Origin of the sequence: Arthrobacter glacialis (assembly GCF_002909415.1) — a bacterium.
In the GTDB taxonomy this organism is placed as follows: domain Bacteria; phylum Actinomycetota; class Actinomycetes; order Actinomycetales; family Micrococcaceae; genus Specibacter; species Specibacter glacialis.
The window spans coordinates 312,623-339,341 of sequence record NZ_PPXB01000002.1 but is presented as its reverse complement, the minus strand read 5'-3'; the positions used below and the strand labels follow the sequence as shown (position 1 = coordinate 339,341).

The following is a 26,719-nucleotide window of genomic DNA, read 5'->3' as shown; positions in this document are numbered from 1 at the left end:
GTCTTGAATTGGGGCCCCTCGGAGTTGTGGGCCCAGCCAACTCCTCCTCAACCCAAGCCGCTGATTCGAAAATGCAGCTGATGCGGGTTGCTGATTCGAAACTGCAGCTGATGCGGGTTGCGCCGTAAGGCACCCGCATCAGCTGCCGTTTGGAATTCACAGCCAGGGGCCCACGGGCAGTTAAGTGGCCGTTCAGTGTCAGTGGCCCCGGAACTTGCGGAACAACGGGTCAACGGTGTCGGGGTCGATGTTGAGCAGCCCCGCAACTTGTTCCACCATGACCTCGTGCACCAGCTCGCGGATTTGGCCCGGGTTGTCGCACAGGACCTCCACGGGGTGCCGGTAAATGGCGATGGACGATGGCACTGCAGGGGAGGTGCCGGTGGCCGCATTGGCCCGGTTGAACTTGCCCAAGGGTGCCTGGGCCCCTGAGGCGATGATGGCTTCGAGCTGATCGGGAACTTCTTCAATCAAATATTCCACCGAGGCCAGGGAATCGGGCCACAAACCGCGCAGCCGCTCGACGGAATCCACCACCAGGTCCTCAAATTTTTCGCTGCGTGTCCGTGCCCCGGGCAGGCTTTCGGGGAGCACAGACCCGCGCAGACCGCGGCCGTGCCTGTCGCGGCGACGGCGCACAAAAGACCGCCCTGCCACTGCATCGGTTGCTGCTGTACTCGTGTCCTGGTCCGCGGAAACCGTCGGTTCCAGCGAGATGGTGAGCGATTTTTCGCTGTCTCTGGCATTGAACTGCATCTATTTACTCTAGGCTCGTGCGCCGCCAACGGGAAATATCCCGGCGCTAAGGGTAGTCTAGGGAATCGTGGGAACACTTCGTCAATGCACAAGATCAGCCTGCCGTGAATCGGCAGTGGCCACTTTGACGTACGTTTATGCCGATTCGACAGCTGTTTTGGGGCCGCTGGCCACCTTCGCTGAGCCGCATTGTTACGATCTCTGCGCCAAACATTCAGCCCGGTTGAGCGCCCCCTTGGGGTGGGAAGTCATCCATCTGGCCCGTTCGGACAAGCCCCCTGCGCCGGGTCCTGACGATCTGCTCGCCTTGGCGGACGCCGTCCGTGAGGCCGCCAATGGGCAGCCTTCAGCCGGAGATGCCTCACCGGCTGTGCGTGAATACCGCGGAACTCTTGAACCGCCGCAGTTCTCTCCCGGTGCCGGCAGCAATTCCGGGCGTCGCGGCCACCTGCGCATCCTGCGCGACTAGACTGGTAAACCAGTTGCATCTTACTTAGCGAAACGGAACACAGTGGCTAACATTAGCGAGAAATTGATGGCAGTGCTGCGCTGCCCCGTCACCGGATCGACCCTGATCCAGGACGGTGAGGAACTTGTGAGCACGGTCAATGGCCCGGCAGGTGTCCCCTTGCGTTACACCATTGACGAGGGCATTGCCTTGCTGTTGCGCCCCGAGCAGATCACCTCCTAGCAGATCAACTCGTAGCAGTAAGTTCCGCCAAGGAAGCGAAGGGCAGCCCTCATGAGCGCACGGTGGGAGCGTATCGGCAGCGTTGTCAGGCGGCGGCGGGCTGAAAATCCGGGCCCCATGACGCTCGACGGGACCAATTCCTACGTGCTGGGAGTCCCGGGCGCTGGCGGCGTTGTGGTGGTTGATCCCGGCCCGCTGCTGGATGGCCATTTGCAGGCGCTGGCCGGTGCGGGGGCCGTGGAACTGATCCTGATCTCCCATCACCACGGCGACCACACGGATGGCAGCCTTGCCCTGCACCAGCGCACGGGCGCCCCCGTCCGTGCGGCCCAGCCACGTTATTGTCACGCCGCCAATCCCTTGTACGACGGCGAACTCATCCAGGCGGGCGGGCTCACCATTACGGTGCTCGCCACCCCGGGGCACACCAGCGATTCGCTCTGCTTTGCCGTAACTGCCCGTGACGAGACAGAAGCGCCGGCCATGGTGCTGACGGGCGACACTATCCTGGGCCAGGGCAGCACAGTGATTTGCTACCCCGACGGCAGGCTGGGGGATTATCTGGATTCCCTCGAGAAGCTGCGCGGCTGGGGCCTTGAACACCGCACGGCCACCCAAGCCGTAGCCGGGCTTCCGGGTCACGGGCCGGTGCTGGCTGATGTGGCCGAGGCGGCCGGGGCCTATGCCCAGCACAGGGCCGAGCGCCTCGCCCAGGTGCGGGCCGCCGTCGAACATCTGGCGGGAAAAGGCGCCCCAGCGAGCACCGAAGCCGTGACAAGCATTGTGTATGGGGATGTGCCAGCCAATCTTCAGGGCGCGGCGCAGCTGTCCGTGGAGGCGCAGTTGGATTATCTGCGCAGCGCAGGTTCGGCGGGCCAGCAGCCACAGGGGCTATAGTCTCTTCAACAGGCACGGTAAGTCAGTTGGGGGAGGCGAGGGCCGCTTGATGGGCAACGGTGCACCACCACGGAGAAATGTGGCCATTTTCTTTGACGTTGAAAACCTGTTCGGCGGCTACCGCAGGGACGTTACGGGCGTGCAGCTGGGCAAGGTGGTGCGCACCATTGAGCAGATTGTTCGTACGTCGGGCATCGGCGGCAAGACGGCCATGGTCAGGGCCTATGCGAACTGGGCGCGTCCGGAGATGGTGGGCTACAAGCGCGAGCTGCAGGAGTACGGGATCAAGCCCGTGCAGGTCTTTTCCTTCGAGAAAAGTGTCAAAAACGCGGCCGACATTGAGCTGTGTGTTGAGGCGCTTGAGGTGGCCCATGATGCGCCGTGGGTGGAAGTATTTGTGATTGTTACGGGCGACGGCGGATTTGTCCCGTTGGTTCGTCGGCTCCACTTCCTGAACAAGTACGTTGTGGTGGTCTCCACCACTGCCCCGAACTCGGGAATCGTCAACCCGCTGCTGAAGTCGGTGGCGGATGAGTATCACCAGATAGATGTCCAGGGTCCTGCTGGTCCTGCTGGTCCGGCTGGTTCGGCTGACGTGACGCAGCCCAGCGGCCCACCGGACGTGGCGGTCCTGAAGGAAGCCATCTTGGGGTTCATTGAGAAACAGCCGCAACTCTCGAAGAAGGGCCAGATCAACACCCAAGCGCTCGGCCAGCTTGTGAGCAAGAAGTGGCCGGGGTTGAAGTACACCTCTTATAAGTCGACGAACTTGGGTGGCTTTCTTGAGAAGCACTGCGGGCTGGCAATCCAGCGACCGGCGCCCCAGAAGGCCATAACGGCGCAGAAGGCACCTGGCAAACATGTGAAACTGCCTGAAGTGCCGGTGAAAGTGCCGCCGAAGCCGGTGAAACCGCCGGCAGCACTGACAGTCAACAACCGTGACGAGTACATTGCGTCGGTGCGGGAACTTTTCACCGACGGCGAGCTGGGCCAACTGGTCCGTGCCCAGAGAATTGATGGCCTGCACTTAGGTCAGGTTTCGGCTCACCTGAGGGAGGCGATTAGCGGGTACACGTCCGCCGACTCCGGTTTCCCCAAATTCCACATGGCGCTCCAAGAGGCACTCGGCGGCACAGACTTCCGTGTGGTCCGGACCGGAGAGAAACTGATGGCAGTTGTTCACTTCCATCATGCCGACCCAGCCCACGTGCTGGCGGAACAGGCGCCATCTGGCATCGAGTAGCGGAGTCCAGCTGACGCCTTCAACAACGCCCTCACGACCGTGTCGTGTTTGCCGGGGAAGTGATCAATGTGCGTGAAATCATGGCGTAAAATGTCCTTATAGCGAATTGCGCGCCGCGGGTCAATACTGTGGAGTTAATCCACCGAATGGGGAGTTTGAATGGCTGATGTGGAAGAGACCAGGAAACCTTCTCGAGGTTTGAAGATCACGCTGATCTCCTTGGTCGCTTTTGTGGTCGTTGCCGGGGGCGTGGCTGCCGCATCGGCAACTGGCTTGTTGCCACTTGGCCAACTACTCGGGCAAGCGTCGGCTCCCACTGCGTCGGCAACTGCCACCGTCGCGCCGACCCCCACGGTTGCCGCCATCCCGGCAACTGTTGCCACGACACCCAACACTGGTGCTACCTCCGTCAATCCGGTAACGGAAGTGGCAGCAGAGGTCATCAACGGTACGGTTTTTAGCGCCGTCCTGAAGGAAACCGCCACAGGTGTTGTTTCCGAGGGTGAGCTGGTGGTCAGCGGACGCAAATGGATTTCCAAAACGCCCCTCAAATTTGCCACGGACTACACCTTTAATGTGACAGCCATGGACTCGGTGGGCGCCAAGTCCACCCACATCAGCACCTTTTCAACCGTTCCCGCCTCGCACGAGGTAGACGCCGTGCTGTACCCGGGCGCTGATTCCAAGGTGGGCGTGGCCCAGCCGCTGGAGTTCAAATTTAGTGAACCAGTGGTGAACAAGGAGGCCGTGGAGAAGGCCATCACCGTCACCACCAGCACAGGCCAGCAAGGTTCCTTCCGCTGGTACTCGGACACCTTGGTGCGTTACCGCGCCGCAGACTACTGGCCGGCCAACTCAACCATCAATGTGGACGTCAAGCTGTTCGGCCTGGATGTTGGCAACGGCATGGTGGGCAATTTCAATAAGAACTACAACGTCAACATTGGCAACAAGGTTGTTATGGAAGCCGATGCCGCAGCCCACAGTGTGACGGTCCTGGTCAACGACCAAGTTGCTCAGGTGTTCCCCGCAACTTTGGGTGATGAGGCTTTCCCGTCGGCTTCCGGGTTCATTGTGCTCACCAATGACAAGCAACGCCACGCAACGTTCAAAGCCTCCACCATTGGCTTGAAGCCGGGCGACCCCGGCGACTACGGCTCCGTGGATGTGGAATTTGCAACACGACTTTCCTACAGCGGAATCTTCATCCACCAGGCAACAGAGTCGGCCATGCCATTCCTTGGCGTCAAGAACCTCTCGCACGGCTGCATTGGCCTGTCCGCGGAGGGTGCGGGCTGGGTGTTCAACAACATGGGCGCCGGCGACATCGTCCACACGGTGGGAACACCCAATGAAACCATTGCCCCCACCGACGGTTTTGGTGACTGGAACATCCCCTTCGAGCAGTACGCCTCGCGCTAACCGCACCCGCCGGTCATAGTCCAAAGATGCCGGCCCCCATGCCGTAGCATCTGGCTATGATCAATGTGCTGGCGGACTTGTGGGCTGATGCGCCCGTGGCCTTTTGGCTGGTGCTCACGGCCGGGCTGTACTACCTGGTCATGGCAACGTGGCTGAGCGTAATCGACATCAAGCACCAGCTGCTGCCCAACCGGATTGTGTTTCCCTCGGCGGCCATTGCTGGGGTGCTGCTGCTGTCAGCATCCTTTTTCATGCACGACGCCGGAACCGCCTTGCGCACGCTCCTTGGGGGAGTGGTGCTCTGGGCCGTGTACGTGGTGCTCAGGCTGGTTTCGCCCGCCAGCATGGGCTACGGGGACGTCAAGCTGGCGTTTGTGCTGGGCTTGTACCTTGGTTTTGTTAGCTGGTCAGCAGTGCTGTGGGGGACCTTCTTGGCATTCGTGTTGGGCGCACTGTGGGGGCTGGCGTTGATGGTCACCAAAAAGGGGACCGGGAAAACCCAGATCCCCTTTGGCCCGTTCATGCTGGCAGGTGCCCTAGTCGCGCTGGTGGTGGCCTAAGGAATGTTAGCGGCATCAAGTGTCCTGGCCACATGAATGCACTCAAGCGTGGCCGCGAACGTAACTCCATTGCTTCTTGCTCGAACGCAATCAGGGAGAATGCCGCGAATTTCGGGAATCCAACTTGGCTGGAACTCGTGGGCCGCAAGAAGGCTGACGCACCCGTGCTGGGCGCCGGCCAGGTTTGCATGATCGGAAATGGCCAGATTTTCCACCCGGTATAGTGTCAAGTTTTGGTGGCAGGTGGGACTCGTTCCCGGACAAAAACACAGTCGTCAGCGAAGATGTTATGGGAACCAGCGAGTCCTGTAAGAGCTGAGGCACTCCATTCTCAGGGTGAACTGCCTGCGGGCACGCCAAAGGGGATCGGGAAAACCCGGATCCCCCTTTGGCCAGTTCATGCTGGCCGTCGCCTTGATCACGCTGGTGGGGTGAAGCGGGTCGCTATCGACCGCCCATGGAGCCACCGGGTGCAAAGATCCCAATGATATTGATGACTGCCGGCCCCATGATGATGATGAACAGTGTGGGAAAGATAAAGAGCAGAAGCGGAAAGAGCACCAAGACGGGTAATTTCATGGCCTTTTCCTCAGCCCGTTGGCGCCGCTTCAGGCGCAGCTGGCTGGCCTGAATACGCAGCACCTTGGCGATGCTGATGCCGTAGACTTCCGCTTGGATCACGGCCCGGACAAAACTCTTCAACTCTGGCACGGTGGTTCGGCTCGCCATGGCCTGGTAAGCGTCTCGGCGAGGGCGACCCATCTGCATGTCCTGGAGGGTTCGTTTCAGCTCCTCCGCCATGGGTCCCTTGCCGTTGGCGGCTGCCCGTGCCATGGCACTTTCAAAACCGAGCCCAGCCTCGACGGCAATGAGCATCTGGTCCAAGGTGTCTGGCAGTTCAAGTTGGATGGCCTTCTGACGTTCCTGCCCCTTGCTCAGAATCAACAGGTCGGGGATGAAGTAACACAGCGTTGTGAGCAAGAGTGCCAACAGCACTGTGGGGGGTCCCGGACGCAGTGCAACAAACATCAGGCTCACCGCCGCGGCACCCATGGCAAGCAATGGCTTGCCGATCAGCAGTCTTGACAACGGCAGGTTGGCCGGCCGGCCGGCCCGGGCGAGCAGGGTGTCCAATTTGGCCACATATCCTGCCGGCGTAATTTTTTTGGACAGCTCCAACCAGGTTTTGTCGCTGAAGGCCGGTGCCCCTTGGCCGCTCTGGTCGGTGCGGCCCAAGTTGTTGCGAATGGTCAGCAAGGATTTCGAATCCACACTGACAAATGACCAAACCAAGTAGCATATGGGCAAAACTATGGAGGCTATGATGAGCCAGGGCATGAGGGTCATGGTGTTCACACCTTTCAGAACTTGATTTGGATGGTTTTGCGCATCCAAAGTGAGCCAATGATCATCATGACGGCCCCGACTGCCAACATGACCCAGCCCACGGGGTTTGTGAAGAGCACGCCCAGATACGTGGGGTTGACGACCATGAGCATGAGAGCCATGACGAACGGCAACGCCACAAGGATGATTCCTGACAGTTTTCCTTCGGCACTGAGGGCCTGAACCTGGGCCTTGATCTCGCCACGTTCACGAATTGTTTCCGCCACATGGTCCAGGACTTCGGCCAAGTCACCACCCACGTCACGGTTGATCTGGATTGCCTGACTGACCCAGGAGAAGTCATCGCTTTTCATACGGTTGGCGGTTTCGCTGAGCGCCACGTCAAGGTCTCGGCCAATCCTGACCTCGTTTACAACTCTGGAAAACTCCTCGGAGGCGGGTGACTCGGCTTCCTTGGCGGCAGCGTCAAGGGCCGCCAAAACGCTGTGACCTGCACGGAGTCCGCCCGTGATCAACATGAGGTTGTCACCGAGCTGTTGATCAAATTTCGCTTTCCGTCTGTCCGCAAGCAGGCTCAGGGCCAGCCAGGAGAGCAGAGGGGCCATCACGGCCAAAATGATCGCCAACGCGGGGCCGCTGAGCAGCATTCCCGCGAGGGCCATGACAGCGCTTGCTGCCACTACCAAAATGAGGAAGTTAGAGGGAGGCATGCGAAGGCCAGCATCTTCTAGTCTGCTGCGGCTGTAAGGGCCGCCGCCGACTGTCTTGTCCAACACAGCAACTGTGGAATCCGTGAAGCTGGTCAGTGAAGACTTGCTGGAGTCGCCGAAGGGCCGCCGCCGCGCCTCCGAGATGGCCGCACCCCAAGGCTTGACTACAACCAACAAGACAACTACCAGCGCGGCAATGCAGAGGGCGAATCCAAGGACGGGCAGGGCCGTGTTCATTGTTATCTCTTTCCCTTGACAGGTGCTGGAACAGAAAAAATGTGGCTGGGGACTGAGATACCCATGTCAGCAAAATGATCGACAAAGCGCGGCCGGACACCGGTGGCTACTGGCTTGCCCAGGAACCGTCCGTTGCTGTCCACTCCTGCGGAGTAGTCAAAGACAAACGCATCCTGGAGTGTGACAACGTCGCCCTCCATGCCTTGAACCTCCGTAATGTGAGTGACCCTCCGGGTTCCGTCCCGGAGCCTAGACAAATGCACAATGAGATTTACTGCGGATGCAACTTGTTCCCGAATGGCCCGCAACGGCAGGTCCATTCCGGCCATCAAAACAAGCGTCTCCAGACGGGCTATTGCGTCCCGGGGCGAGTTTGCGTGGACTGTGGAAAGTGACCCGTCGTGGCCGGTGTTCATGGCTTGGAGCATGTCGAGTGCTTCTCCGCCACGAACTTCACCAATGACAATGCGGTCCGGGCGCATGCGCAATGAGTTGCGCAGGAGGTCCCGGATGGAGACTTCACCACGGCCCTCGATGTTGGCTGGCCGGCTCTCCAGCCGGACGATGTGACGTTGCTGCAGTTGCAATTCCACGGCATCTTCAATGGTGACAATACGGTCTTCTGCCGGCAGGAACCCGGACAAAACATTCAGCAACGTGGTCTTGCCGGTGCCCGTGCCGCCTGTAACTAGGATGTTCAGTCGGGCCCGCACACAGGCATCCAACAAAATAGCCATGTCCGGGGTCAGTGTGCCATAGCGGGCCAGATCTTCAACCGTCAGCGGGACCCGGCTGAACTTTCTGATTGTTAGCGAAGGTCCGCTAACCGCAAGAGGGGGGATGATGGCATTAACGCGGGAACCGTCCTCAAGCCGGGCATCGACCATGGGTGAAGATTCATCGATGCGCCGCCCGATTCTGGAAACAATCCTCTCTATGACCCTGCGAAGATGAGCTTCAGTGGCAAACCTGGCCCCCGTGAGGGTCAGCTGGCCGCCGCGCTCAATGTAAATTTGGTCTGGCTTGTTGACCATGATTTCAGTGACAGTGTCGTCATCCAGGAAGCGTTGCAAGGGACCCAACCCCAACACGTCGTCGCCAATCTCCCGAATAAGGCGTCGACGTTCCTCCGGCGTGAGTGGAACCTGTTCCTCGTCAATGACTTGGCTGAGTTCTTCCCGTGCAGTCTTGCGCAGATCTTCCTCGGAAATGTTGGGATCGGCGAGCCGGGCACCCATCCGTTCAAATAGTGCCTCGCCAGCACGTTGTTTTAGCCCTGCAAGGGCAGTACCCGTACCGTCGACAGCCGAATAATCATCCGGGAATCCTTCTGGCATCGTGCTTCGCTGGAATGAGTGATTTACTGGGATTTCCACGCCTGCAGCAGGGGAAATGCCGCGTGCTGCGTTCAGTCGATCAGTCAGATTCATGACACAACCACCCTTCGGTGCAGCTTCTTGTGCATTTGCCCCGCAGAATCCGGGGCAAAGCGCTCGACGAGTTTTCTTAGATTCTTTGACACGGCGCTTCTGGGACCGTCCTGCAACAAGGGCACGCCCTTGTTGGTTGAAAAGGACACTGCGGGCGAGAGCGGCAGCACCACATCCACGGGAACCCGGAGGGTGGCTTCGATGTCTTGGACGCTCAGGCCCGTGTGGCGGTTGGCAAAGTTCAGTACAACGTGACGTCCTTGTGGGACGAGCCCCAACTCGTGCAGGACGCCGAAGCCGGTGCGCAACCCCTTGATACTGGGGATGTCCATCCCCACCACCCACACGGCATCGCTTGCCTGTTCCAACGTGGCAAGTGCCAGTTCACCCAAACCAGGGGCAGTGTCCACCACCACGTACCTAAACTCTGTGGCCAGTTGCGCGATCAGGTGGCTCACATGGTCTGCCGTGACCAGATCGGCTTCGTTGGGGTTCATGGGGGAACACAACGCGTAGATGCCGCCAGTGTGCACAGTGAGGAAGGCCTTTAGGACCATGGCATCGTGCGCCGCAGCCCCGGTGACGGCATCCACCAAGGTGTGTTCCGGCTCAAGGGACAAGGCAGAGGCCACATCTCCAAACTGGACATCGAGGTCAACGATCACCACACCCATGGGGGCCAGCTTCCCAAGCCCCATGGCCAAGTTGGTGGCCACGGTGGTCTTTCCCACGCCGCCCTTGGGCGACATGACAGCAATGACACGGCCAGTTTCATGGTCGGCGGTGGCCGGGTTGGACAGCCCGCGCCGCCGTCCAGCGGAAGAAAGACAGGCCCGTTCCAGCAGGACCCGGATCTCGGCCAGGTCGGCCCCGGGGCTGACAATGTCACGAATACCCGACCGCATGGCCGTCAGCACCAGCTCCGGTGAAGTCTCTGCTGCCAGGATGACGCTGACCTCGGGGTACTGGAGGTCCAACACGGTGGCCAATTTGAGGGCCTCGTCGGTCGACACTCCAGGACCCAGAATGACCACTTCGGGTGGTTCGGACGGGTCTTGAAGGATGATTCCGCTGGGAGCGCCGTTGATGGCTGATTCAGGGAGCCTTTGGACATTTCCGTGCAAACCGCCTGTCACGGCCGCACGGACACGCTGCTCAAAGCTTGTATCTGTTGTAATGATGACGAAGCGGCTCATCTCAGCACCTGGTCCTTGTGCAACGTGTCCACGGGAGCTGTGTCGGTGTCGGCGTTTTCCTTGGACAGGTAGACGTGCCCGAATTCGATTCCATGGACGGTCTTGGTGGCATCGGTCCCTGATTGTGCCAGGGTCACCAAGACCGAACTGCTGGACTTGGCCGACTGATTTTCTTGTGAATCGGTGGTGTCCACGCCGCCATCCCCTGTGCCGACCTTGGTCACCAGTACCTTGTGGAATTGCAGTTTGGTGGCTGGAACTTCCTTGGTTCCCGGCGCAACACCGTCATTATAAGAGATGAACACGCCCACCGTGTCCCCAGCCTGCAATTCCCCGCCTAAGACGCGGTCCAAGGGCAACACAAGACTTATTTCAGCCAAGCCCTTGGGCACATCAACGCTGTTGGGAGCTGCCAGACTTTTTGGATCTACGAGACGAGCTGCCAGCAATTGTTCACCCGGTACTAGGTCAACTGCAGCAACCCTTCCCTTGAAATCATCCAGCTGCGTCACGGCACCGTCGGTTATGGCCGTCTTAGGGAATGACTGCATCTTCACCATGGACTTGAGTTCATCGACGGTGGTGCCAGCAGTTATTGGCTGCTGAACAACGAGCACTTCCACCGGCTCCATGCCGGCTTGGGCACGGTTGTCGGCTGCTTGTACGTATGAGGAGAGGAGAATCGCGCCCACAATGGCCAAAACCAGTGCGACAACGCCCCCCAGCAGGCGTGTTTTCACTTCATGCTCCTTATATCTAGTTGGTAAGACGGACTATCGATCCGCCCAGGTTCGGTCCAGTTCCCAGTGACAGCCCTTCATCGAGTGAAACAAATCGTGTGAAGTAGCCCATGAAGCCCCTGCAGTTGCCAGTGCAAGCCGGTGCCAAAGAATCCGGATGGTTTTCCGGATTGAATTTCCACCCGGTTACCTGGAAGGCAGCGAATCCATAGATGGTGTACTCCGCGTGTTGGCCGCCCTTGTCAGTGGACGAGGAGAAGATGGGAATCAGGATTGGCTTGGCCAACATGCCGTCCAGTTGCGGCTTGCATAGATTGTCTATGCTGTTTCCTGGTTTACTGCCGGCCTGCCCTGTGCCAACATCGACGGTGGCCTCACACTTGCCGCCTTCCAGGTCAAGCCATCCAAAGCCACCGGTGGGGTAAGCGCTGGTGGGGCATTCGGGCGTATAGACAGCGTTGGTGTCGGAACGAAGCAGTACGTGTGCACCGCTTGGATCGCCCGTGAAATTGCCGGTGTCCGCGAGCTCTGCTTTTTGCGTGGCTGTCAGGCTCTTGTCAAAAACGCACTTGCCGAAGGTCCAAGGCACAGAGGTTCCGGATTCTGGCGGACCCCAACTTGCTGTGGCGGAGGCGCTGACGTCGGCCTCGCTTGTACCGAAGATATTGGCAAAGGCCAGTTGAACAGGGTTCCCATTGGCAGCGTCCTTGCTGACCACAACGTTGACGCTGTTGCTCGTGGGCCGGGTGACACTCTTGAACTCGGCAAGCTGGTCGTTGGAGTTGAATTTTGCAAAATCTGCTGCGGTGACTTCATTCTCGGCCTGCACACAGGTTCCCTTGGCACATTTGTTGGCGATTGCCAGAGACGCAGCATCGGCGCCATTTTGAAGTTGTGCACGCGAGGCATATAGCATTCCAACGTCGATGGCAATGGCCGCAAAGGCCAAAAGGACCACCATGAGGATGGCTGTTATGACGGCCGTTGCTCCGCACTCACTTTGTGTGGGGGAACCCTTGAGATTATTGATTATCCGCCGCATTGCATGACACCTACTCCGGAAATTGGTGGTGCGTCAAAGGGGAAGAACCCGATCAGCCAGCCACGGGCCGGCCCTGGTGCAACGTGCACTGTAACGGTTACTCGGACGTTGGCTCCGCAGGCGGATCCTGAGCTGTAAGAAATGGTTGGCGTTCCCGCAATTGAAAGTGTTGGGGCCGAAGCAACGGCAGCTGTGTTCACGCTGCCAGGAAAACCGGCGTCTGCGTAGTGGATAGCTGCGTTGCGGGCCCCTTCTCTTGCAGCATTGGTGGCAGAGATCTGCTGGTTGAACAGGAAGCCAAATTCCATAATGCCGATGACCAATAGCAACAGAACGGGCAAAATGAACGCCGCTTCGACGGCTGCTGCGCCGCGCTCGCTAACTTGGTTTTTCATGCGACGTTCCCCCATGGGTAGTCAACAATGATTGTGCAATTTGATGGTGCGCGGCGGCCCTGGTCGAGACCAAGGCCGCCACACAGGATCCTGCCGGGCAGGAGGTGAAGTGAAATTACGGCAGTGCGTTGACGACGGTCGTGAAGGCAGTCCTGATCTCTGTGCCCAGAGTTGCGACGATCCCGACGATGACTGCTGCGATCAGGGCCACCATGATGCCGTACTCAACGGCGGTGGCGCCCTTCTCGTTGTCGCCCTTGAGGCGGTCGGCGCCGGCGATGAAAAGGGTCTGCAAGGTAACGTAGAACTTCAACATGACGTACTCCTAGAAATAGTTAAAAAGGATTCTTATTGAATTATCCCAAACCGTGTACTTGTCAATAAGTACATGTCGACATTTCCGCTGCCCCCCAGTTAGGCGGTCTTGGAAGTTCGATACCTAATGAATACAGAGTTATCCAATGGTTGGTCAACACTCGCTTTATCTAGGTGTGGCAATTAACCACTCGGTTTTATGGCAGGAACTACTTGGCTGACTACTCAGTTTCGCTGACTCTGGGAACAAAGTGGGTAAGGCGACGCGTCCTAGCCGTGAACCAGGTGCGACGGTCACTGCAGCCCCTGCAAACTCGGGTGGTCCGAGCGACCTGAGCCATTTCGCCCCGCCAATGCGGCCATCACAAGAGCATCACAAGTCACTGAAAAACCAGCAAACCCAAGGAGCGTGCCTAATACCATCAGTCCCATGGAGGGGCATTACAAGTACCAAACCAAGTAGAGCCGCGTGTTTGAGGCCGCCCAGGCCCCATCCACGCGAAGAAAATATGTCAAATCTAGATAAGTCATGGATGTGACGGCCTGTCCGGCCATCCGCAGATCAAACCTGGTCAGGATCGCGCCGGCCACCGAGGGCGGCAGGCTCGACGGATGCGACCAATAAGAGCCCTCAGCGCGAGGCCATGGTCGCAGAATGGTGGCCAGAATGGCGACACTCTCCAAGGGCGCCCGTGGAATTATTAGGGTAATGCCAGTCATAATTTCGGGTAATGCCGTGCCAGTTCTGGCTTAGGTTGAGAATGTTCAGAGACGCAAGGAATATATCCTTAATTTTTGCTCAAGATTTATGCAATGATAAATACATATGGTTCTCAAGCGGGCAATAGATAAAAATAATTGTTGCACCCATGCTGACTTGGGAACTATTCTGCACTTGAGCAGCGTTGGAGGTTATAGGGACAAGGAGCCTCGCGGTGACCAAGCAGCCACCCACACACATGCACTACCGAGACTGAAAGGTTGAATTTGATGTCAACCTCCCAACCAGCTTCATCGAACTACCTCACTATCCTTGAAGTGGCCCAACAGCTGCGTGTCTCAAAGATGACTGTGTACCGATTGGTGCAGACCCATGAGATTGAGGCCGTCCGCTTTGGCCGTTTGTATAGAGTGCCGCAGGAAGCGCTTGACGTCTATATTGAGCGCTCAGCGATCCAGGACTAGCCAAGCGCCGACGGACTAAGCAGCACCACAGCGCAAGCCTGTGCTCAATCAGACTGCTCAATCAGCCTGCTTGCCGCCCGCCCCATACCGTTGCAGCCGCCCACGAACCTGTTCGGCCCGCTGCGCTGCGGCACTCATGCGTTCGAACTCGCGGTCCCTTCGCTCGGCAATCAGGGTGGCCAGGAAAATATCCGGGGGTGTGCCCGGTGCCGGCAGCGGCGCCACATGGTGGCTGGCCTCGCTGGCAAGTTCCACGGCTAAGGAAAAGCGTGAATCGGCCGCCATGGCGCTGCCCTGGCGCAGGAAGAGCGATATCCGCCGGGCTAACGGGTCCGGCAGCCGGCCAATGTCCGCCACGGCAGCCCACTGGGCCAAGGCCGGGGCCACAGAAACCTGCAACGGCTTGTGCTCCGGGGCACGGTCCCTGATGGCATAGGTGCCGGCGAGCATGTCGCCCAAGCGCTTGGACTTGTCGTTGAACAAGGAAACCAGGCAAGCCACGGAACCCAGCGTCATATAGATTTCCAGCACGGCAAGGATCCCGCGGATCAAGGCTTGCCGAAAGCGGATGGAGCCGCCGTCGTCGCGCACTACGCGCAGGCCCATGACGAGCTTCCCCAGCGATTTGCCGCGGCTCAGTGTCTCCACAGTGATGGGGACAATCACAAACAGCGTGACGATCGTCAGCAGGATCGTGGCCCGGGCGGCGGCCGAATCGAGGGTGAACGGCAGGGCTCCGAGCAGCAGGAACAGGCCCACGGCAACAACCAGCGTGGCCAGGACATCGATGGCAGTGCCCAGCGAGCGGGCGGCAAACGATGCGGGGCGCAGCTCAAGGACAACGGCTTCGCCGGTGATGATCGCGGACATGAAAACAGTCTAGCCACCCCGCACCAGAGAGCAGCCTAAGCCTCAATGCGCCCACCAATCCCTATATGCTTGGGCACCATGGACATGGATGCCTTTACAGCCGTGCACCGCCCGCAATGGGAGCGGTTGAAGTCCCTTGCCCGGAAACGGCGCCTGGGCGGGGCAGAGGCCGACGAACTGCTGGAGCTGTACCAAAGCGTGTCCGCCCAGCTGTCGCTCATCCGCTCGGTCACGGCGGAGAGCGCGCTGTCAGCACAATTGTCAGCCATTTTGGCCCAGGCCCGCACACGCTTCACGGGCGCCAAATCCAACATTTTTGTGGACACCGCCCAATTCTTTGTGGTGTCCCTGCCCGCAGCGTTCTACCGCCTGCGCTGGCTGACGGTCATCATTGGCGCGGTCTTCGTAGCAGTTGGGTCCCTGTTTGCCATATGGACGGCGGGGAACCCCGGCGTGTTGGCGGCCATGGGCAGTGATGCCCAGCTGCAGCAGCTGGTGAACCACGATTTTGTGAACTACTACTCGGAGAACCCGGCAGCGTCCTTTGCCGGCGCCGTCTGGACCAACAACGCCTGGATCGCTGCCCAATGCGTGGCCTTCGGCGTCACGGGCATCTTCATCCCGTACCAAATCTTCATGAACGCCCAAAACGTGGGCATGACGGCGGGCGTCATGTTCGCGTACGACCGCGGTGACGTCTTTTTCAGCTACATCCTCCCGCACGGGCTCATGGAACTGTCCGCCATTTTCATCGCTGCCGCCGCCGGCCTGCGCATCTTCTGGTCCTGGGTCAGCCCGGGCCCGCGCACTCGCCTGGACTCGCTGGCCAGGGAAGGCCGTTCCCTCATCACGGTGGCCGTGGGCCTGGTGCTGGTGCTTTTTGTCTCGGGGCTGGTCGAAGCATTTGTCACCCCGAGCCCGCTGCCCGTCTGGGCCAAGATCAGCATCGGCGCGCTGGTGCTCGCAGCCTACTGGGTCTACACCCTGATCCTGGGCCGCAAGGCGGTGCTGGCGGGGGAGTACGGTGACCTTTCCGAGGACGACGCCGGAGCCTCCGTCCGCTCAGTCTGAGACTTCCGCTTCGCAACAGACTTGCCGCGTGCCAAATCGCTCCGTGCCAATTCACGGACATGGGTGCACTATGGGGGTATGGACCTGCAACGTGGCAACCGGCTGGACGGACTGCCGCACGCCCTGCCGCTTCACGGTCCTACCCATGCTGCGGTGCCATCCCCTGTGGGGGGTCGCCATCCGTGGCGGCGGTTCGTTGCCTTGGGCGACTCGTTTACCGAGGGCATTGATGATCCTGAGCCGAGCAGCGCCCTCGGCTACCGGGGGTGGGCGGATCGAGTGGCCGAGGAGCTCAGTGTAGGGGTGCCCGACTTTGCCTACGCCAATCTGGCGGTTCGGGGGCAGCTGCTGCATCAAGTGGTGGAAACCCAACTTGGCCAGGCCGTTCGGCTGGGCCCGGATCTGGTCTCCCTTCAGGCCGGCGGCAACGACCTCCTGCACCCGGGCGCCGATCCGGACAAACTCGCAAGCATCATGGAATCCGCGGTGGAGGTCCTGCGCGGCCAGGGCATTGGCGTGGTGCTGTTTGTGGGTCCGGATTCGGGCAGGTCAACTGTGCTGGGCCAGTTTCGCACCAAAATGGCCATCTACAACGAGAACTTGCGCAGCATCGCAGACCGGCATGACGCCGTCGTAGCTGACTTGTGGGCCATGACGGAGCTCCACGACATTCGCATGTGGAGCAGGGACCGGCTGCATCCCTCCGCCGTCGGACATCACGCCGTGGCCATCATGGTGCTGGACACCTTGAATGTGGAGCATTCACTGCTTCCACTCTCACCAAAACCACTTCCGGCGAAGAGCTGGCGCGAAGCCCGGGCAGAGGACATTGTGTGGGCGCGGGACTACTTGGTGCCCTGGGTGCTGCGTGGCATCAAGCGCCAGTCTCCCAGTTTGGGCTTTGAACCCAAGCGACCCCTGGCGGCGCCCCTGTTCGGCAACATCGTCCCGCCCGAGCAAGATCCCCGTTGAATATCCGGTGACAGTTTGGCATCGACCGGGGTGGCAGCCATGGCCCACGCCGGGGTGCCGGTAGTCTTTCGTCTTGTGAGCGAGAATCCAGAGCACCCAGACTCAGTCAAGAGCCCTGCTGTGGGCCAGCCCCCGATACGGAAAACGGCGGACCCGCACCGGGACGCCGTCGCGGTGGGAAAGGGTGCTGTTTCTGAGCGGGCAGCCGCCCGCCGCCTGGCCAGCACGGGATCTTCCGCCACCAAGATCAAGCTCGAAGCCAGCGCCGCCGGTGAGGACAGCGAACCCATGCGTCCCGCCAGCAGGTTCCCCCAGCTGCCCAGCGACGAGGAGATCGCCGCTGAACTGGACAACGCCGCTCCTGCCAGTGACGCCAACGAGCCCGCTCGGGATGACTCCGGCGTGTTCGTTGAGGACAGTCCCACCACCATGATCCAGCTGCGCCCTCCCGCAGAAGAAGTGGCCAAACGCCAGGCCGCCCGGGAGAAGGCAGCCAACACCAAACCCGTCCTGACCCGCGTGTTCCAGGTGCTGATTGCCGCCTTGTACCCCATTGTTCTTTTGGTGCTCTCCATCCGCCTGGTGACCACCTCCGTGTTCCTGTGGATTGAATACCACCGCCCGGGCTTTCCCGCTGATTCCTTTGGTTTCAGCACCGAGGACCGGCTCACCTACGGGTCCTACACCGTGGATTACCTGCTCAATTTAGCCCCGCCCAGATACTTGGGCGATTTGGTCACCCCCGACGGTGATCCGCTGTTCCTGGCCCGGGAGGTCGGCCACATGGCCGACGTCAAGGACGTCATCGTCATGGCGTTCCTGGTGGGGCTGGTCCTGGCCATAGTCATGGTGATCGGCATGATGTACCTGTCGAAGAAGAGCTTCGGCGGGATCCGCCGGGCCCTGTTCGCCGGTTCCATTGCCACGCTGGCGCTCATTGTGGGGCTGGGAATCTTTGCCGTCACAGGCTGGGAGAAGTTCTTCACCGAGTTCCACAAGATCTTCTTTGCCGACGGTACATGGACGTTCTACACCAACGACACCCTGATTAGGCTCTTCCCCAGCCAGTTCTGGACCGATTCCGGGATCTTCATCGGCGCGTTTGTGCTGATTGTGTCCTCCCTGACGCTGGCCTTCACCTGGCCCACCAAGGACCGCCGCCAGGCAACGGTCGCGGCACAGCGGCCCGGGCGCCGCACCGCCTAACGGCATTTCTGCTTAGTGGCTGCCTAGATCCAGCTGGGCAGCCACATGTGTTGGCGCCAATATTCCTGGGAGATGATTTCCCCGGCCCAGAGCGGGTAGAAGTACGCGCTGACGGCCACAACCAAGACCAGGAAGATGCCCACGATCACGGCGCCTTGCTGGCGGCGCCACGGCGGATCGCCCACCTTGCCCAGGATCAGGCCCAGAACCAGCACAATGGCCAGGATGATGAAGGGCTCGTAGGCGATCGCGTAGAAGAAGAAGATGGTGCGGGTGGGGTAGAAAATCCACGGCAGGAACCCTGCGGCAAAACCGGCCAGGATGGCGCCGGCACGCCAGTCGCGCTTGGCGATCCAGTAGCCAATCAGGAACAAGATGGCCAGCGTCCCGCCCCACCAGATGAGCGGGTTGCCCACACTGGTGATGGCCGCCGTGCACTTCTCCGCGGCACAGCCGCCTTGGCCTGCCTCGTAGTTCTGGACGTAGAAGGAAGTGGGCCGGCCCATGACCAGCCAGGACCACGCGTTGGATTTGTACGGGTGGTCCGAGCCCAAGCCCGTATGAAAGTTGTAGGCCGTGGAGTGGTAATGCCACAGCGATCGGAGGGAATCCGGGATCCAGCCCCACGTGCCGGAGGGGTTCTCCGCCCCCCAATTCCTGTCGTACGCGTCCCTGGACAGGAGCCAGCCGGTCCAGGTGGCCAGGTACGTCACGGCGGCCACCGGAACCATGCTGACGAACGCCACGATCCCGTCCTTCCACACGGAACCAAGGACCCAATACTTGATGCCGGCAATGCGGCGGGCGTTCAAGTCCCAGATGACGCTCATCAGGCCAAAAGCGGCCAGGAAGAACAGCCCGGACCACTTGGTGCCGATGCACAGGCCCAGTGCAATGCCCGCAGCCAAACGCCACCAGCGGATCCCCAGCCAGGGACCGTACAGCAATTCCTTGGCCGGAACCCGGCCATCAGCGCCGGCGAGGGCTGCGAGCTTAGCCGCGAGCCGGCGTCGTCCATCATCCCTGTCCATGAGCACTGCGCCAAAGGCCAGCAGGGCAAAGAACATGACAAAAATATCCAGCAACGAGGTCCGCGACTGCACAATGGCGTGGCCGTCAACGGCAAACAGGAGCCCGGCGATGGCACCCAGAATGGTGGACTGGAACATTTTTTGGGCGATCAAGGCGAGCAGGAACACCGAAAGGGTGCCCACCAGCGCCGCCGTAAACCGCCAGCCAAACGTGCTGTCTGATCCAAAGATCCACATGCCGAACGCGATCATCCACTTGCCTACCGGCGGGTGAACCACATACTCGGCCGTGCTCTCCAAGCTGGTGAAAATGCCCTGGTTGAAGAGGTCATTGGCCTTCTCCGCCCAATTGCGTTCGTAGCCGCTTTGCAAATAGCTGTAGGCGTCCTTGATGTAGTAGGTCTCATCAAAGACCAACGACGGCGGCTGGCCCAGGCGGATGAACCGCAGCAACCCGCCAATCACGGCCGTCAGGGCCGGTGCCAGCCAAAACCAGAGGCGCACATTGACCGGGGAGGTTGGCCGGCGTGCTCCGAGAAGCCTGGCCCGCAAACTTGATTGCGTGAACGCCCGTGCCGGATCACGCACCCACCCCTTGGCGGGGTCGGCAACGGAGGCCTTGGCAGGCTCGGCCGTTGGCCCGCCGTCGCCGGATTTCGGCGCGGGCGGCTCATCGTGGGCAGGGTTGTCCGGGGCCGCCGGGGCGGTATCCATTGCTTGGGATTGCACCCTGCCCATGCTACCCAAGTGGGCCGCTGATGCTGTGGCGCACTACGCTGGTGTCATGGAAGATGACTTTGGCCAAAACGCCGGCACCGCAGATGAACTTGGCGCAGATATTGATGATGACGGCGCTCCCTTGGCCGAGGAAGCCCTTGACTCGTCCATGGCGCCTCCTGTTCGTGAGGGGGAGGGCTACATCATTTTGGCTGCAACGCCCATTGGAAACATGGGCGACGCCTCCGCCCGCCTGATCGCCTGGTTGGGGGCTGCCGACATTGTGGCGGCCGAGGACACCCGCCGCCTGCACCGCCTGGTCACCAGCCTCAACGTCAAAGTGGGTGGCCAGATCATCAGCTACCACGAGCACAATGAGGCCACCAAGACTGCCGAACTGTTGACCCAGGTCCAGAGCGGCAAGGTCCTGCTCATGGTGACCGACGCCGGCATGCCCTCCGTCTCCGACCCCGGCTTCCGCCTGGTGGCCGCAGCCGTTGAGGCCGGCGTGAAGGTCACGGCCGCGCCGGGTCCCTCAGCCGTGTTGACGGCCTTGGCGTTGTCGGGGCTGCCCACTGACAGGTTCTGCTTTGAGGGCTTCCTGCCGCGCAAATCCGGTGAACGCGCCAGCCGCCTGCACGATCTTGCCGTCGAAAAGCGCACCATGGTGTTCTTTGAAGCACCGCACCGCCTCGAAGCCATGCTGCGTGCCCTGCACACTGCGTTTGGCCCCGCCCGGGCCGGCGCCGTGTGCCGCGAGCTGACCAAGACGTACGAAGAAGTTGTCCGCAAACCACTGTCCGGGCTGTTGGAGTGGGCTGAGACCACTCAGATCCGCGGCGAGATTGCCATTGTGGTGGCCGGTGCCCCGGACAAGGCTACCGGCACCCTCGAGGACCATGTTGCGGCAGTCAATGAGCTCATGTCCCAGGGCATGCGCATGAAGGAAGCCGTTGCTGTCATTGCGCACGACGTCCACGTCAGCAAGCGTGAACTGTACAGCGCGGTGCTCGCCGCCCGCGGCTGAAACTGAACATATGCGTTGAACCCGTGGTGAGTCCTGCGCATAGCAACTTATGCGCTGAACTCACTGCGGGTTTTGCGCATAATTTCAGGGCTCCCAATCCGGCTTGGACCCGCTGTTGTACAAATGCACAGCGAAGTCGCTGTTGGTAGTGCGTACATGCGTAGACACTTTTATTGGCTGAGAACTACCGTGAACTAAAGCACATTGGACTGCTGCATGGCCCAGCCGGTTCGGAGTAATTCCGCCCCGGCCATGAGTCAGCAGTCATGCATTAGCACACGATAAATCGGCCTTCGATAACGTCGTCCAAGCAACTAAGGAGTCATCATGACCGTGACAGCTGCCACCGAACTTACTGAGCGCGAAAGTGCTTTGCTGGCAAGTGTTCCCACAGGACTGCTGATCAATGGTCAATGGCGCAGTGCAGCCTCGGGGAAGACTTTCAGCGTTGAGGACCCCTCCACCGGAAACGTGCTGCTTGAGATTGCCGACGCCGGAGCCGAAGACGGTGCCGCAGCCCTGGACGCCGCCGTCGCCGTCCAGGAAGAATGGGCCGCCACGGCACCGCGTGTTCGTGCCGAGATCCTGCGCCGCGCCTTCGACATGGTCACGGCCCGCGCCGAGGACTTTGCGCTGCTCATGACACTGGAAATGGGCAAGCCGTTGGCTGAAGCCCGTGGCGAAGTGGCCTACGGTGCGGAATTCCTGCGCTGGTTCTCCGAAGAAGCCGTCCGCTCCTTTGGCCGGTACTCAACCAACCCCGAAGGTACCGCCCAGATCCTGGTGCAGAAGAAGCCGGTTGGCCCCTGCCTGTTGATCACGCCCTGGAATTTCCCGCTGGCCATGGCAACCCGCAAGATTGCCCCGGCCATCGCGGCAGGCTGCACCATGGTGCTCAAGCCGGCAAATCTGACTCCTCTCACCAGCCACTTGTTCGCACAGGTCATGATCGAGGCCGGCCTGCCGGCGGGCGTGCTGAACGTGGTTTCCACCACCACCGCCGGCCAGGTTACTGGCCCGCTGATCCAGGACACCCGACTGCGCAAGCTTTCCTTCACCGGCTCCACACCCGTGGGCCGCCGCCTGCTGGCTGATGCTTCCACCAACGTGCTGCGCACCTCCATGGAACTGGGTGGCAACGCCCCGTTCCTGGTCTTCGAGGATGCTGACATCGATGCAGCCGTTGACGGTGCCATGGCCGCCAAGCTGCGCAACATGGGTGAGGCCTGCACCGCTGCGAACCGCTTCCTGGTGCACGAATCCGTTGCCGACGAATTTGCCACCAAGTTTGCTGCCAAAATGGGCGCCATGACAACAGGCCGCGGCACCGATCCGGCAACCAAGCTGGGCCCGTTGATCGACGGTAAGAGCCGCGACAAGGTCCACTCCCTGGTGACCGATGCCCTGGCCGACGGCGCCCGCGCCATCACCGGCGGCGCCCACGCCGAAGGCCCCGGCTACTTCTACCAGCCAACGGTGCTGCAGGGTGTTGAGCCTGGCTCACGCATCCTCAGCGAGGAAATCTTTGGCCCGGTGGCACCCATCGTCACGTTCAAGAATGAGGACGAAGCCGTGGCCCTGGCCAACGACACCGAGTATGGCCTGGTGGCCTACGTCTTCACCAAGGACCACAACCGCGGCCTGCGCATGGCCAATCGCATCGAGACGGGCATGATGGGCCTGAACGCCGGAGTCATCTCCAACGCGGCTGCCCCCTTTGGTGGCGTGAAGCAGTCCGGCATGGGCCGTGAAGGAAGCATCGAAGGCATCGCCGAGTACCAGTACACCCAGTACATCGGCTTCCCGAACCCGAACAACGCCTAACGTTTTTCCAACTGACCCGCAGAAAACGGCGAATATTCACGATTTTGACGTGTTTTTCGGCGTTTTCTGCGGGTCAGTTGGCATGTGAGGCTAGGGGCGGGTTAAGAACGACGGCGGCAGGAACGTTGCGCGGAACCGCTGCCACGGCGTTGCTGTGGTTTTCAGACGGGCCAGCAGGGTTTCCAGGGCGTCGGCCAGCTCGTCATTTCCCGGCGCACCATTGCTGTTCTTGCCGCTCTCCGCCTTGCCGTAGGCGGCCTGTTCGTAGGAACTCAACACCAGGGCCAGTCCGCCCGGGTCGCTGCGCCCCAGCATCCGGGAGATCTTTTCGGCATGGCGGGCAGGGGTCAGGGCAGGGTCGTAGTCGTAGCCATAGTCCACGGCCGTCGCCACCAGTTCACGCCACGCCACAAGTGCGTCCGCCGTGCCGGCCAAACCCGTATCAGCCAACCCGGAGCCTCCCAAGCCAGACCCCCAGCGAGGTGAGCCGCGCACCTGGCCCAGGCGGCGGCGTCGAACCACCATGCGGGCCAGCGCAGGCGTGGCCAGCAACAGCAGGAGTGCCGCAGAAACACCCGACACCAATGGCCACCGGTTGGTGGTCGAGGACGCCCCGCCGGCAGCCACGGCAGCAGCAGTGGCGGTGGCACTTGGAGTGGATGTTGGGGTGGCCGAGGCAGCAACTGTGGGTTCGGCGCTGGCTTGAGGAGCCGCGGCGGTGTCGTCCTGGGTATAGTCAGGCACCGAACCGCGTGCGGGGGTTGGCTCAAAGGGAACCCACCCCAGACCCTGGAAGTACAGTTCAGGCCACGCGTGCGCGTCCCGTCCCGTGGCCTGGAAACCGTTCAAGGTCTGCCCGTCCAGCTCGGCCCGCGCGGAGGTGGAAGCGCCCGGAGCGTAGCCCACGGCTATGCGTGAGGGGATGCCCAGCTCACGGGCCATGACGGCCATGGCTGCCGAGAAGTGTATGCAGTATCCGCTCTTGACGTCCAAGAATTTGGCCAGGACGTCCATGCCGGAACCGTCGTAACCGTCCTGCACGGGTGTGTCCAGGCTGTAGGTGAAGGCGCCCGAACGTAAATAGTCCTGCAGCGCCACGGCCTGGGCGTAGGGGGACTGCTGATCTCCTGCCACCTCGCGGGCTGTTGTACCAACAATTGGTGGCACGTTGGCTGGCAGGGCAGAAAAAACGGGGTCCAGTTCAGCCCCGGACGCGGCAGACGCGGTGGACAGCACTGCCCGGCTCAACCGTGGCATTTTGCTGCGCACCGTGTATTGCTGGCCGGCTGTGCTGGAGGTGCTGCTTCTGATGGTTTGACGTTCCGGATCCCACAGCCAACTGCCGTCGAGGCCAGACACATCCGTTACGGAGAGCGGGGCCGGCAGCCACTCGCTGGCAAGGTTGGGGGTGGAGATGACAGTCAGCGTATCGAGCGATGGCACCGAAGCTCCTGCGGCGGGTGCCGGGCTCAGCTGGCCAAGCCCGGGATCGAGGCTGTTGTCAAAACTGGCGGGTTGCCAGATCTTGCCGGTGAAGTCCTCCAAGGTGCTCAGCCGCATGTAGTGGGCACTGGTGGAGTTGGACAAATACGTCAGGGCCACTTCATTGGACTGCTGGCGCAGATTCGCTCCGAGGGAGATCATCGGATCAAGTTCGGATACACCCGAGGGGCCGTTGAGTCGTGAGCCTTGCGGGAACGAGCCCTGCGTGAAGCCCGGGATGGCAGCTGGCAGCAGGGCCGTCAGCAAAACCACGGCAGCACCCAACGCCATGGCCCGGGACAGGATCCCGGTTGGCTGCACCATGCTGGCGGATCGGATTTTCCCTTCGGGGGCATACCAGTTGCAGCAGCCCAGGACCAACAGGTAACCAGCACCGGCGGCCATGAAGCCGACGGTGCCAACTCCTGCCTTGGTGGTCAGCGCTGCCGGCAACATGATCAGCACCAGCCCCAGGGCACTGGCCGCTGGCATGGCCACGGTGATGGCAATAGTGTCGATGAGCAGCGCCGCAAAACCCAGCCCCGCGCAGATCAGAAAGAAGATGGCGGGAGCCGACGGAACCGGTGCGTTGTTCGTCATGATCAAGGTCGATGCGCGGGAGGCCAGTTCCAAGGCGGCCCCCACCGTGGCAGGGGTGGGCACAAACCCCAACAAGGCAGTCCCGGGAAAGAACACCAGGGTCAGGCCCAGGAGCCAACCCAGCAACGCCCCCACGGGTGCAAAGGGACTCAGCGGCAGGCGCCGGCGCAGCAGTGCGGGAAAGAGCAGCGTGCAGGCAACCACGAGGGTGGCCGGCGGGAACCAGCTAAAATCCACCACCAGGCCGCGCAGGCTCAGCGAGGTGCCCATGACAGCGGCAAAAACAGATGCGGCCAGAACCCAGCGCGCCGGCCCCGTTTGGGGCCTGCCCAGGAGCTTGGGTGCCGGTTCGCTGGGAATGCCCCGTCCGACGTCGTGCCCGGGCTCAGGTGTTGCCCTGCCACTGAGCAGCTTGCTCATCGCCCACCGCCCAAGTGCAGGGTCTCTGATTCCAGTTGGGCCCAGGCATCCTCCACGGGGGAGTGGCGTGTCAGGGCGGCGGCCTGCCAGCCTGCGCGGCGCAGGATCTCCAAGGCTTCGCCGGCGTCGGCAGTGTCATGGCACAGCACCAGGGCATAGGCGCCCGCCGATTGCTCGGACGTGCCCGCCAGCAGCAGCGCTTCCTGGGCGCTGAGGGTGCCCGTGATGGCAACGAGGGGGCCGCGGCGCCGCGACTGCTGTAATTTATGGGCCAAGGACTCGGCGAAGGGTTCGCGGTGGGGCACGGTGACGGTGTGAACCCCGGCCAACTCGACGGCGGCCAAGGCGGCTGAAACCTCAAGGGCAGCCGTTGGCCCGGCAAAGTCCTCCTGTTCCGGATTTGCTGCGGACGGGGAGGAACTGAAGGCAGGCTGGCCCAACTGGTCAAGGATGCGCAGGGTGTACCCGCGCTCCAACAAGTGGCTGGCGACGGAGACGGCCGCCACCACGGCCGTTTCAAACAGCGCCGTGGTCCGCAAGGATCCCGACGAATCAGCCTCGCCGGGGTTTGCCGCCAGCTCCGGGCCAAACGCACCCGGGCGCTGGTCCAAGATCAAGGCAGCCTCGGGGGTGGTGACCGACTCTTCGGCACGCACCATGAGTTTGCCTGCCCTGGCTGTGACCGGCCAGTGAACCCGGCGCAGCGGATCTCCGTGGCGGTATTCGCGGGCCATGGCGTCGTCGTGGCTGGCGTGGGCCGGTGACCGGCTCGCCTGGGAGCCGTCGTTGCCGCGTGAATCGCCCAGCGAAATTGCCGGCAGCTCCACGGCCGCCGGGGCAACCGTCAGTAAATCCCCGGCGTCGAGGGCCCTTTGGGCAAAAGCCACATCAAAGGGGTCGGTGAAGTGCCCCTTCAGCGGGCCAAGGGTAAATACCCCGCGGTGGCGTGGGTGCAGTTCATAGTGGTAGCGGCTCAACCGCCCGTGCGGCACCACGGGCTGGGGAAAGCTAAAAGGCCGTGCACCGTTAAAGCCAGGCGGCAGCGTCTCCACCAGACGGATCCGCGACCCGCCGGGATTGCTGCCACGCACCTCCAAAGTCACGTTGACGGCCAGGCCCACCTGGGAAAGGGACGGGGAGATGTGGCGCTGGACGCTCACCCCGGGCCGGAGCGCATAAATCCCCAAGCAAGCAGCCACCGGCAGCAGGAAACAAAACACTGCCACCATCAACAGGTCACGCCGGCCAAAATATGCGGCCAGCAGCAGGGCCAGGACACCAAAAATGACCAACAACCAGCCGCGGGGCCGCAAGGGACGTAGCGCAAACACTG

General features: G+C 61.2%; 25 protein-coding genes. 12 read left to right on the top strand and 13 right to left on the bottom strand.

Annotated features, from left to right (window positions below; all coding sequences use genetic code 11):
* Positions 1–198 precede the first annotated feature (198 nt).
* The gene (locus tag CVS28_RS03445; protein ID WP_103480637.1) at positions 199–756 is read right to left on the bottom strand and encodes a metallopeptidase family protein; all 558 of its coding nucleotides are present in this window, start codon (positions 754–756) and stop codon (positions 199–201) included.
* Positions 757–823: 67 nt separating this feature from the next.
* On the opposite strand from CVS28_RS03445, the gene CVS28_RS03440 reads away from it, so the two are divergent.
* The 6 genes from CVS28_RS03440 to CVS28_RS03415 all read left to right on the top strand — a co-directional run bounded on the left by CVS28_RS03440 (position 824) and on the right by CVS28_RS03415 (position 5,569).
* Entirely contained in the window at positions 824–1,225 is a 402-nt protein-coding gene (locus CVS28_RS03440; protein WP_103464250.1) for a DUF3499 domain-containing protein, read from the top strand.
* 42 nt (positions 1,226–1,267) lie between these two features.
* Positions 1,268–1,447 carry a hypothetical protein gene (locus CVS28_RS03435; RefSeq protein WP_103480636.1) on the top strand — a complete coding sequence of 60 codons (180 nt, stop codon included), beginning with the start codon at positions 1,268–1,270 and terminating at the stop codon, positions 1,445–1,447.
* Positions 1,448–1,498: 51 nt separating this feature from the next.
* Complete coding sequence (locus tag CVS28_RS03430) at positions 1,499–2,344, top strand: MBL fold metallo-hydrolase (protein WP_103480635.1); 846 nt, start codon at positions 1,499–1,501, stop codon at positions 2,342–2,344.
* 79 nt (positions 2,345–2,423) lie between these two features.
* Positions 2,424–3,587 (top strand): NYN domain-containing protein, encoded by a 1,164-nt coding sequence (locus CVS28_RS03425; protein WP_165788045.1) that lies wholly within the window; start codon positions 2,424–2,426, stop codon positions 3,585–3,587.
* Between the two features lie 159 nt (positions 3,588–3,746).
* Complete coding sequence (locus CVS28_RS03420) at positions 3,747–5,009, top strand: L,D-transpeptidase (protein WP_103464254.1); 1,263 nt, start codon at positions 3,747–3,749, stop codon at positions 5,007–5,009.
* Positions 5,010–5,065: 56 nt separating this feature from the next.
* A complete protein-coding gene (locus CVS28_RS03415) occupies positions 5,066–5,569 on the top strand; it encodes a prepilin peptidase (RefSeq protein ID WP_103480633.1) in 504 nt (167 codons plus the stop codon).
* 444 nt (positions 5,570–6,013) lie between these two features.
* Here CVS28_RS03415 and CVS28_RS03405 read toward each other — a convergent pair whose 3' ends face one another.
* From CVS28_RS03405 to CVS28_RS03370, 8 genes are all read right to left on the bottom strand, one after another.
* Complete coding sequence (locus CVS28_RS03405) at positions 6,014–6,916, bottom strand: type II secretion system F family protein (protein ID WP_103464421.1); 903 nt, start codon at positions 6,914–6,916, stop codon at positions 6,014–6,016.
* 14 nt (positions 6,917–6,930) lie between these two features.
* On the bottom strand, positions 6,931–7,863 hold the full coding sequence (locus CVS28_RS03400) for a type II secretion system F family protein (protein WP_103464257.1): 933 nt from the start codon (positions 7,861–7,863) through the stop codon (positions 6,931–6,933).
* A gap of 2 nt (positions 7,864–7,865) precedes the next feature.
* Positions 7,866–9,293, bottom strand: coding sequence for a TadA family conjugal transfer-associated ATPase (locus tag CVS28_RS03395; RefSeq protein ID WP_103464258.1), 1,428 nt, complete (start codon positions 9,291–9,293; stop codon positions 7,866–7,868).
* Positions 9,290–10,489, bottom strand: coding sequence for a CpaE/TadZ family protein (locus CVS28_RS03390; RefSeq protein ID WP_103464259.1), 1,200 nt, complete (start codon positions 10,487–10,489; stop codon positions 9,290–9,292). Before CVS28_RS03390 ends, CVS28_RS03395 begins: the two co-directional genes overlap by 4 nt.
* Positions 10,486–11,229, bottom strand: a complete 744-nt coding sequence (cpaB, locus tag CVS28_RS03385; RefSeq protein WP_103480631.1) for a Flp pilus assembly protein CpaB — start codon at positions 11,227–11,229, stop codon at positions 10,486–10,488. The genes CVS28_RS03390 and cpaB overlap by 4 nt, the downstream gene beginning before the upstream one ends.
* Before the next feature lie 16 nt (positions 11,230–11,245).
* A complete protein-coding gene (locus tag CVS28_RS03380; protein WP_103480630.1) occupies positions 11,246–12,271 on the bottom strand; it encodes a pilus assembly protein TadG-related protein in 1,026 nt (341 codons plus the stop codon).
* The gene (locus CVS28_RS03375) at positions 12,259–12,666 is read right to left on the bottom strand and encodes a TadE/TadG family type IV pilus assembly protein (protein WP_103480629.1); all 408 of its coding nucleotides are present in this window, start codon (positions 12,664–12,666) and stop codon (positions 12,259–12,261) included. Before CVS28_RS03375 ends, CVS28_RS03380 begins: the two co-directional genes overlap by 13 nt.
* Positions 12,667–12,781: 115 nt before the next feature.
* Positions 12,782–12,982, bottom strand: a complete 201-nt coding sequence (locus CVS28_RS03370) for a Flp family type IVb pilin (RefSeq protein WP_103464263.1) — start codon at positions 12,980–12,982, stop codon at positions 12,782–12,784.
* Between the two features lie 989 nt (positions 12,983–13,971).
* Here CVS28_RS03370 and CVS28_RS03365 point away from each other — a divergent pair.
* Positions 13,972–14,166: a helix-turn-helix domain-containing protein gene (locus tag CVS28_RS03365; protein WP_103480628.1), complete on the top strand. Its 195-nt coding sequence runs from the start codon at positions 13,972–13,974 to the stop codon at positions 14,164–14,166.
* A gap of 57 nt (positions 14,167–14,223) precedes the next feature.
* Here the strand turns inward: CVS28_RS03365 and CVS28_RS03360 are convergent, their stop codons facing one another.
* Positions 14,224–15,036, bottom strand: coding sequence for an RDD family protein (locus tag CVS28_RS03360; protein WP_103464265.1), 813 nt, complete (start codon positions 15,034–15,036; stop codon positions 14,224–14,226).
* 78 nt (positions 15,037–15,114) lie between these two features.
* On the opposite strand from CVS28_RS03360, the gene CVS28_RS03355 reads away from it, so the two are divergent.
* The 3 genes from CVS28_RS03355 (at position 15,115) to CVS28_RS03345 (ending at position 18,285) form a co-directional block, all read left to right on the top strand.
* Entirely contained in the window at positions 15,115–16,107 is a 993-nt protein-coding gene (locus tag CVS28_RS03355) for a stage II sporulation protein M (RefSeq protein WP_207797153.1), read from the top strand.
* Between the two features lie 78 nt (positions 16,108–16,185).
* A complete protein-coding gene (locus CVS28_RS03350; protein WP_103480627.1) occupies positions 16,186–17,079 on the top strand; it encodes an SGNH/GDSL hydrolase family protein in 894 nt (297 codons plus the stop codon).
* A 75-nt stretch (positions 17,080–17,154) separates the two neighbouring features.
* Positions 17,155–18,285, top strand: a complete 1,131-nt coding sequence (locus tag CVS28_RS03345; RefSeq protein ID WP_243399667.1) for a TIGR01906 family membrane protein — start codon at positions 17,155–17,157, stop codon at positions 18,283–18,285.
* 23 nt (positions 18,286–18,308) lie between these two features.
* On the opposite strand, the gene CVS28_RS03340 is transcribed toward CVS28_RS03345, so the two are convergent.
* The gene (locus CVS28_RS03340) at positions 18,309–20,054 is read right to left on the bottom strand and encodes a dolichyl-phosphate-mannose--protein mannosyltransferase (RefSeq protein ID WP_103480626.1); all 1,746 of its coding nucleotides are present in this window, start codon (positions 20,052–20,054) and stop codon (positions 18,309–18,311) included.
* A gap of 148 nt (positions 20,055–20,202) precedes the next feature.
* Here CVS28_RS03340 and rsmI point away from each other — a divergent pair, with 148 nt between their 5' ends.
* Together rsmI and CVS28_RS03330 are read left to right on the top strand one after the other, a co-directional pair.
* The gene (gene rsmI, locus CVS28_RS03335; protein WP_103480687.1) at positions 20,203–21,060 is read left to right on the top strand and encodes a 16S rRNA (cytidine(1402)-2'-O)-methyltransferase; all 858 of its coding nucleotides are present in this window, start codon (positions 20,203–20,205) and stop codon (positions 21,058–21,060) included.
* A gap of 327 nt (positions 21,061–21,387) precedes the next feature.
* On the top strand, positions 21,388–22,884 hold the full coding sequence (locus CVS28_RS03330) for an NAD-dependent succinate-semialdehyde dehydrogenase (protein WP_103480625.1): 1,497 nt from the start codon (positions 21,388–21,390) through the stop codon (positions 22,882–22,884).
* A 90-nt stretch (positions 22,885–22,974) separates the two neighbouring features.
* Here CVS28_RS03330 and CVS28_RS03325 read toward each other — a convergent pair whose 3' ends face one another.
* Positions 22,975–25,386 (bottom strand): transglutaminase TgpA family protein, encoded by a 2,412-nt coding sequence (locus tag CVS28_RS03325; protein WP_103464270.1) that lies wholly within the window; start codon positions 25,384–25,386, stop codon positions 22,975–22,977.
* Positions 25,383–26,717 carry a DUF58 domain-containing protein gene (locus CVS28_RS03320; RefSeq protein WP_103480624.1) on the bottom strand — a complete coding sequence of 445 codons (1,335 nt, stop codon included), beginning with the start codon at positions 26,715–26,717 and terminating at the stop codon, positions 25,383–25,385. Before CVS28_RS03320 ends, CVS28_RS03325 begins: the two co-directional genes overlap by 4 nt.
* Positions 26,718–26,719 lie beyond the last annotated feature (2 nt).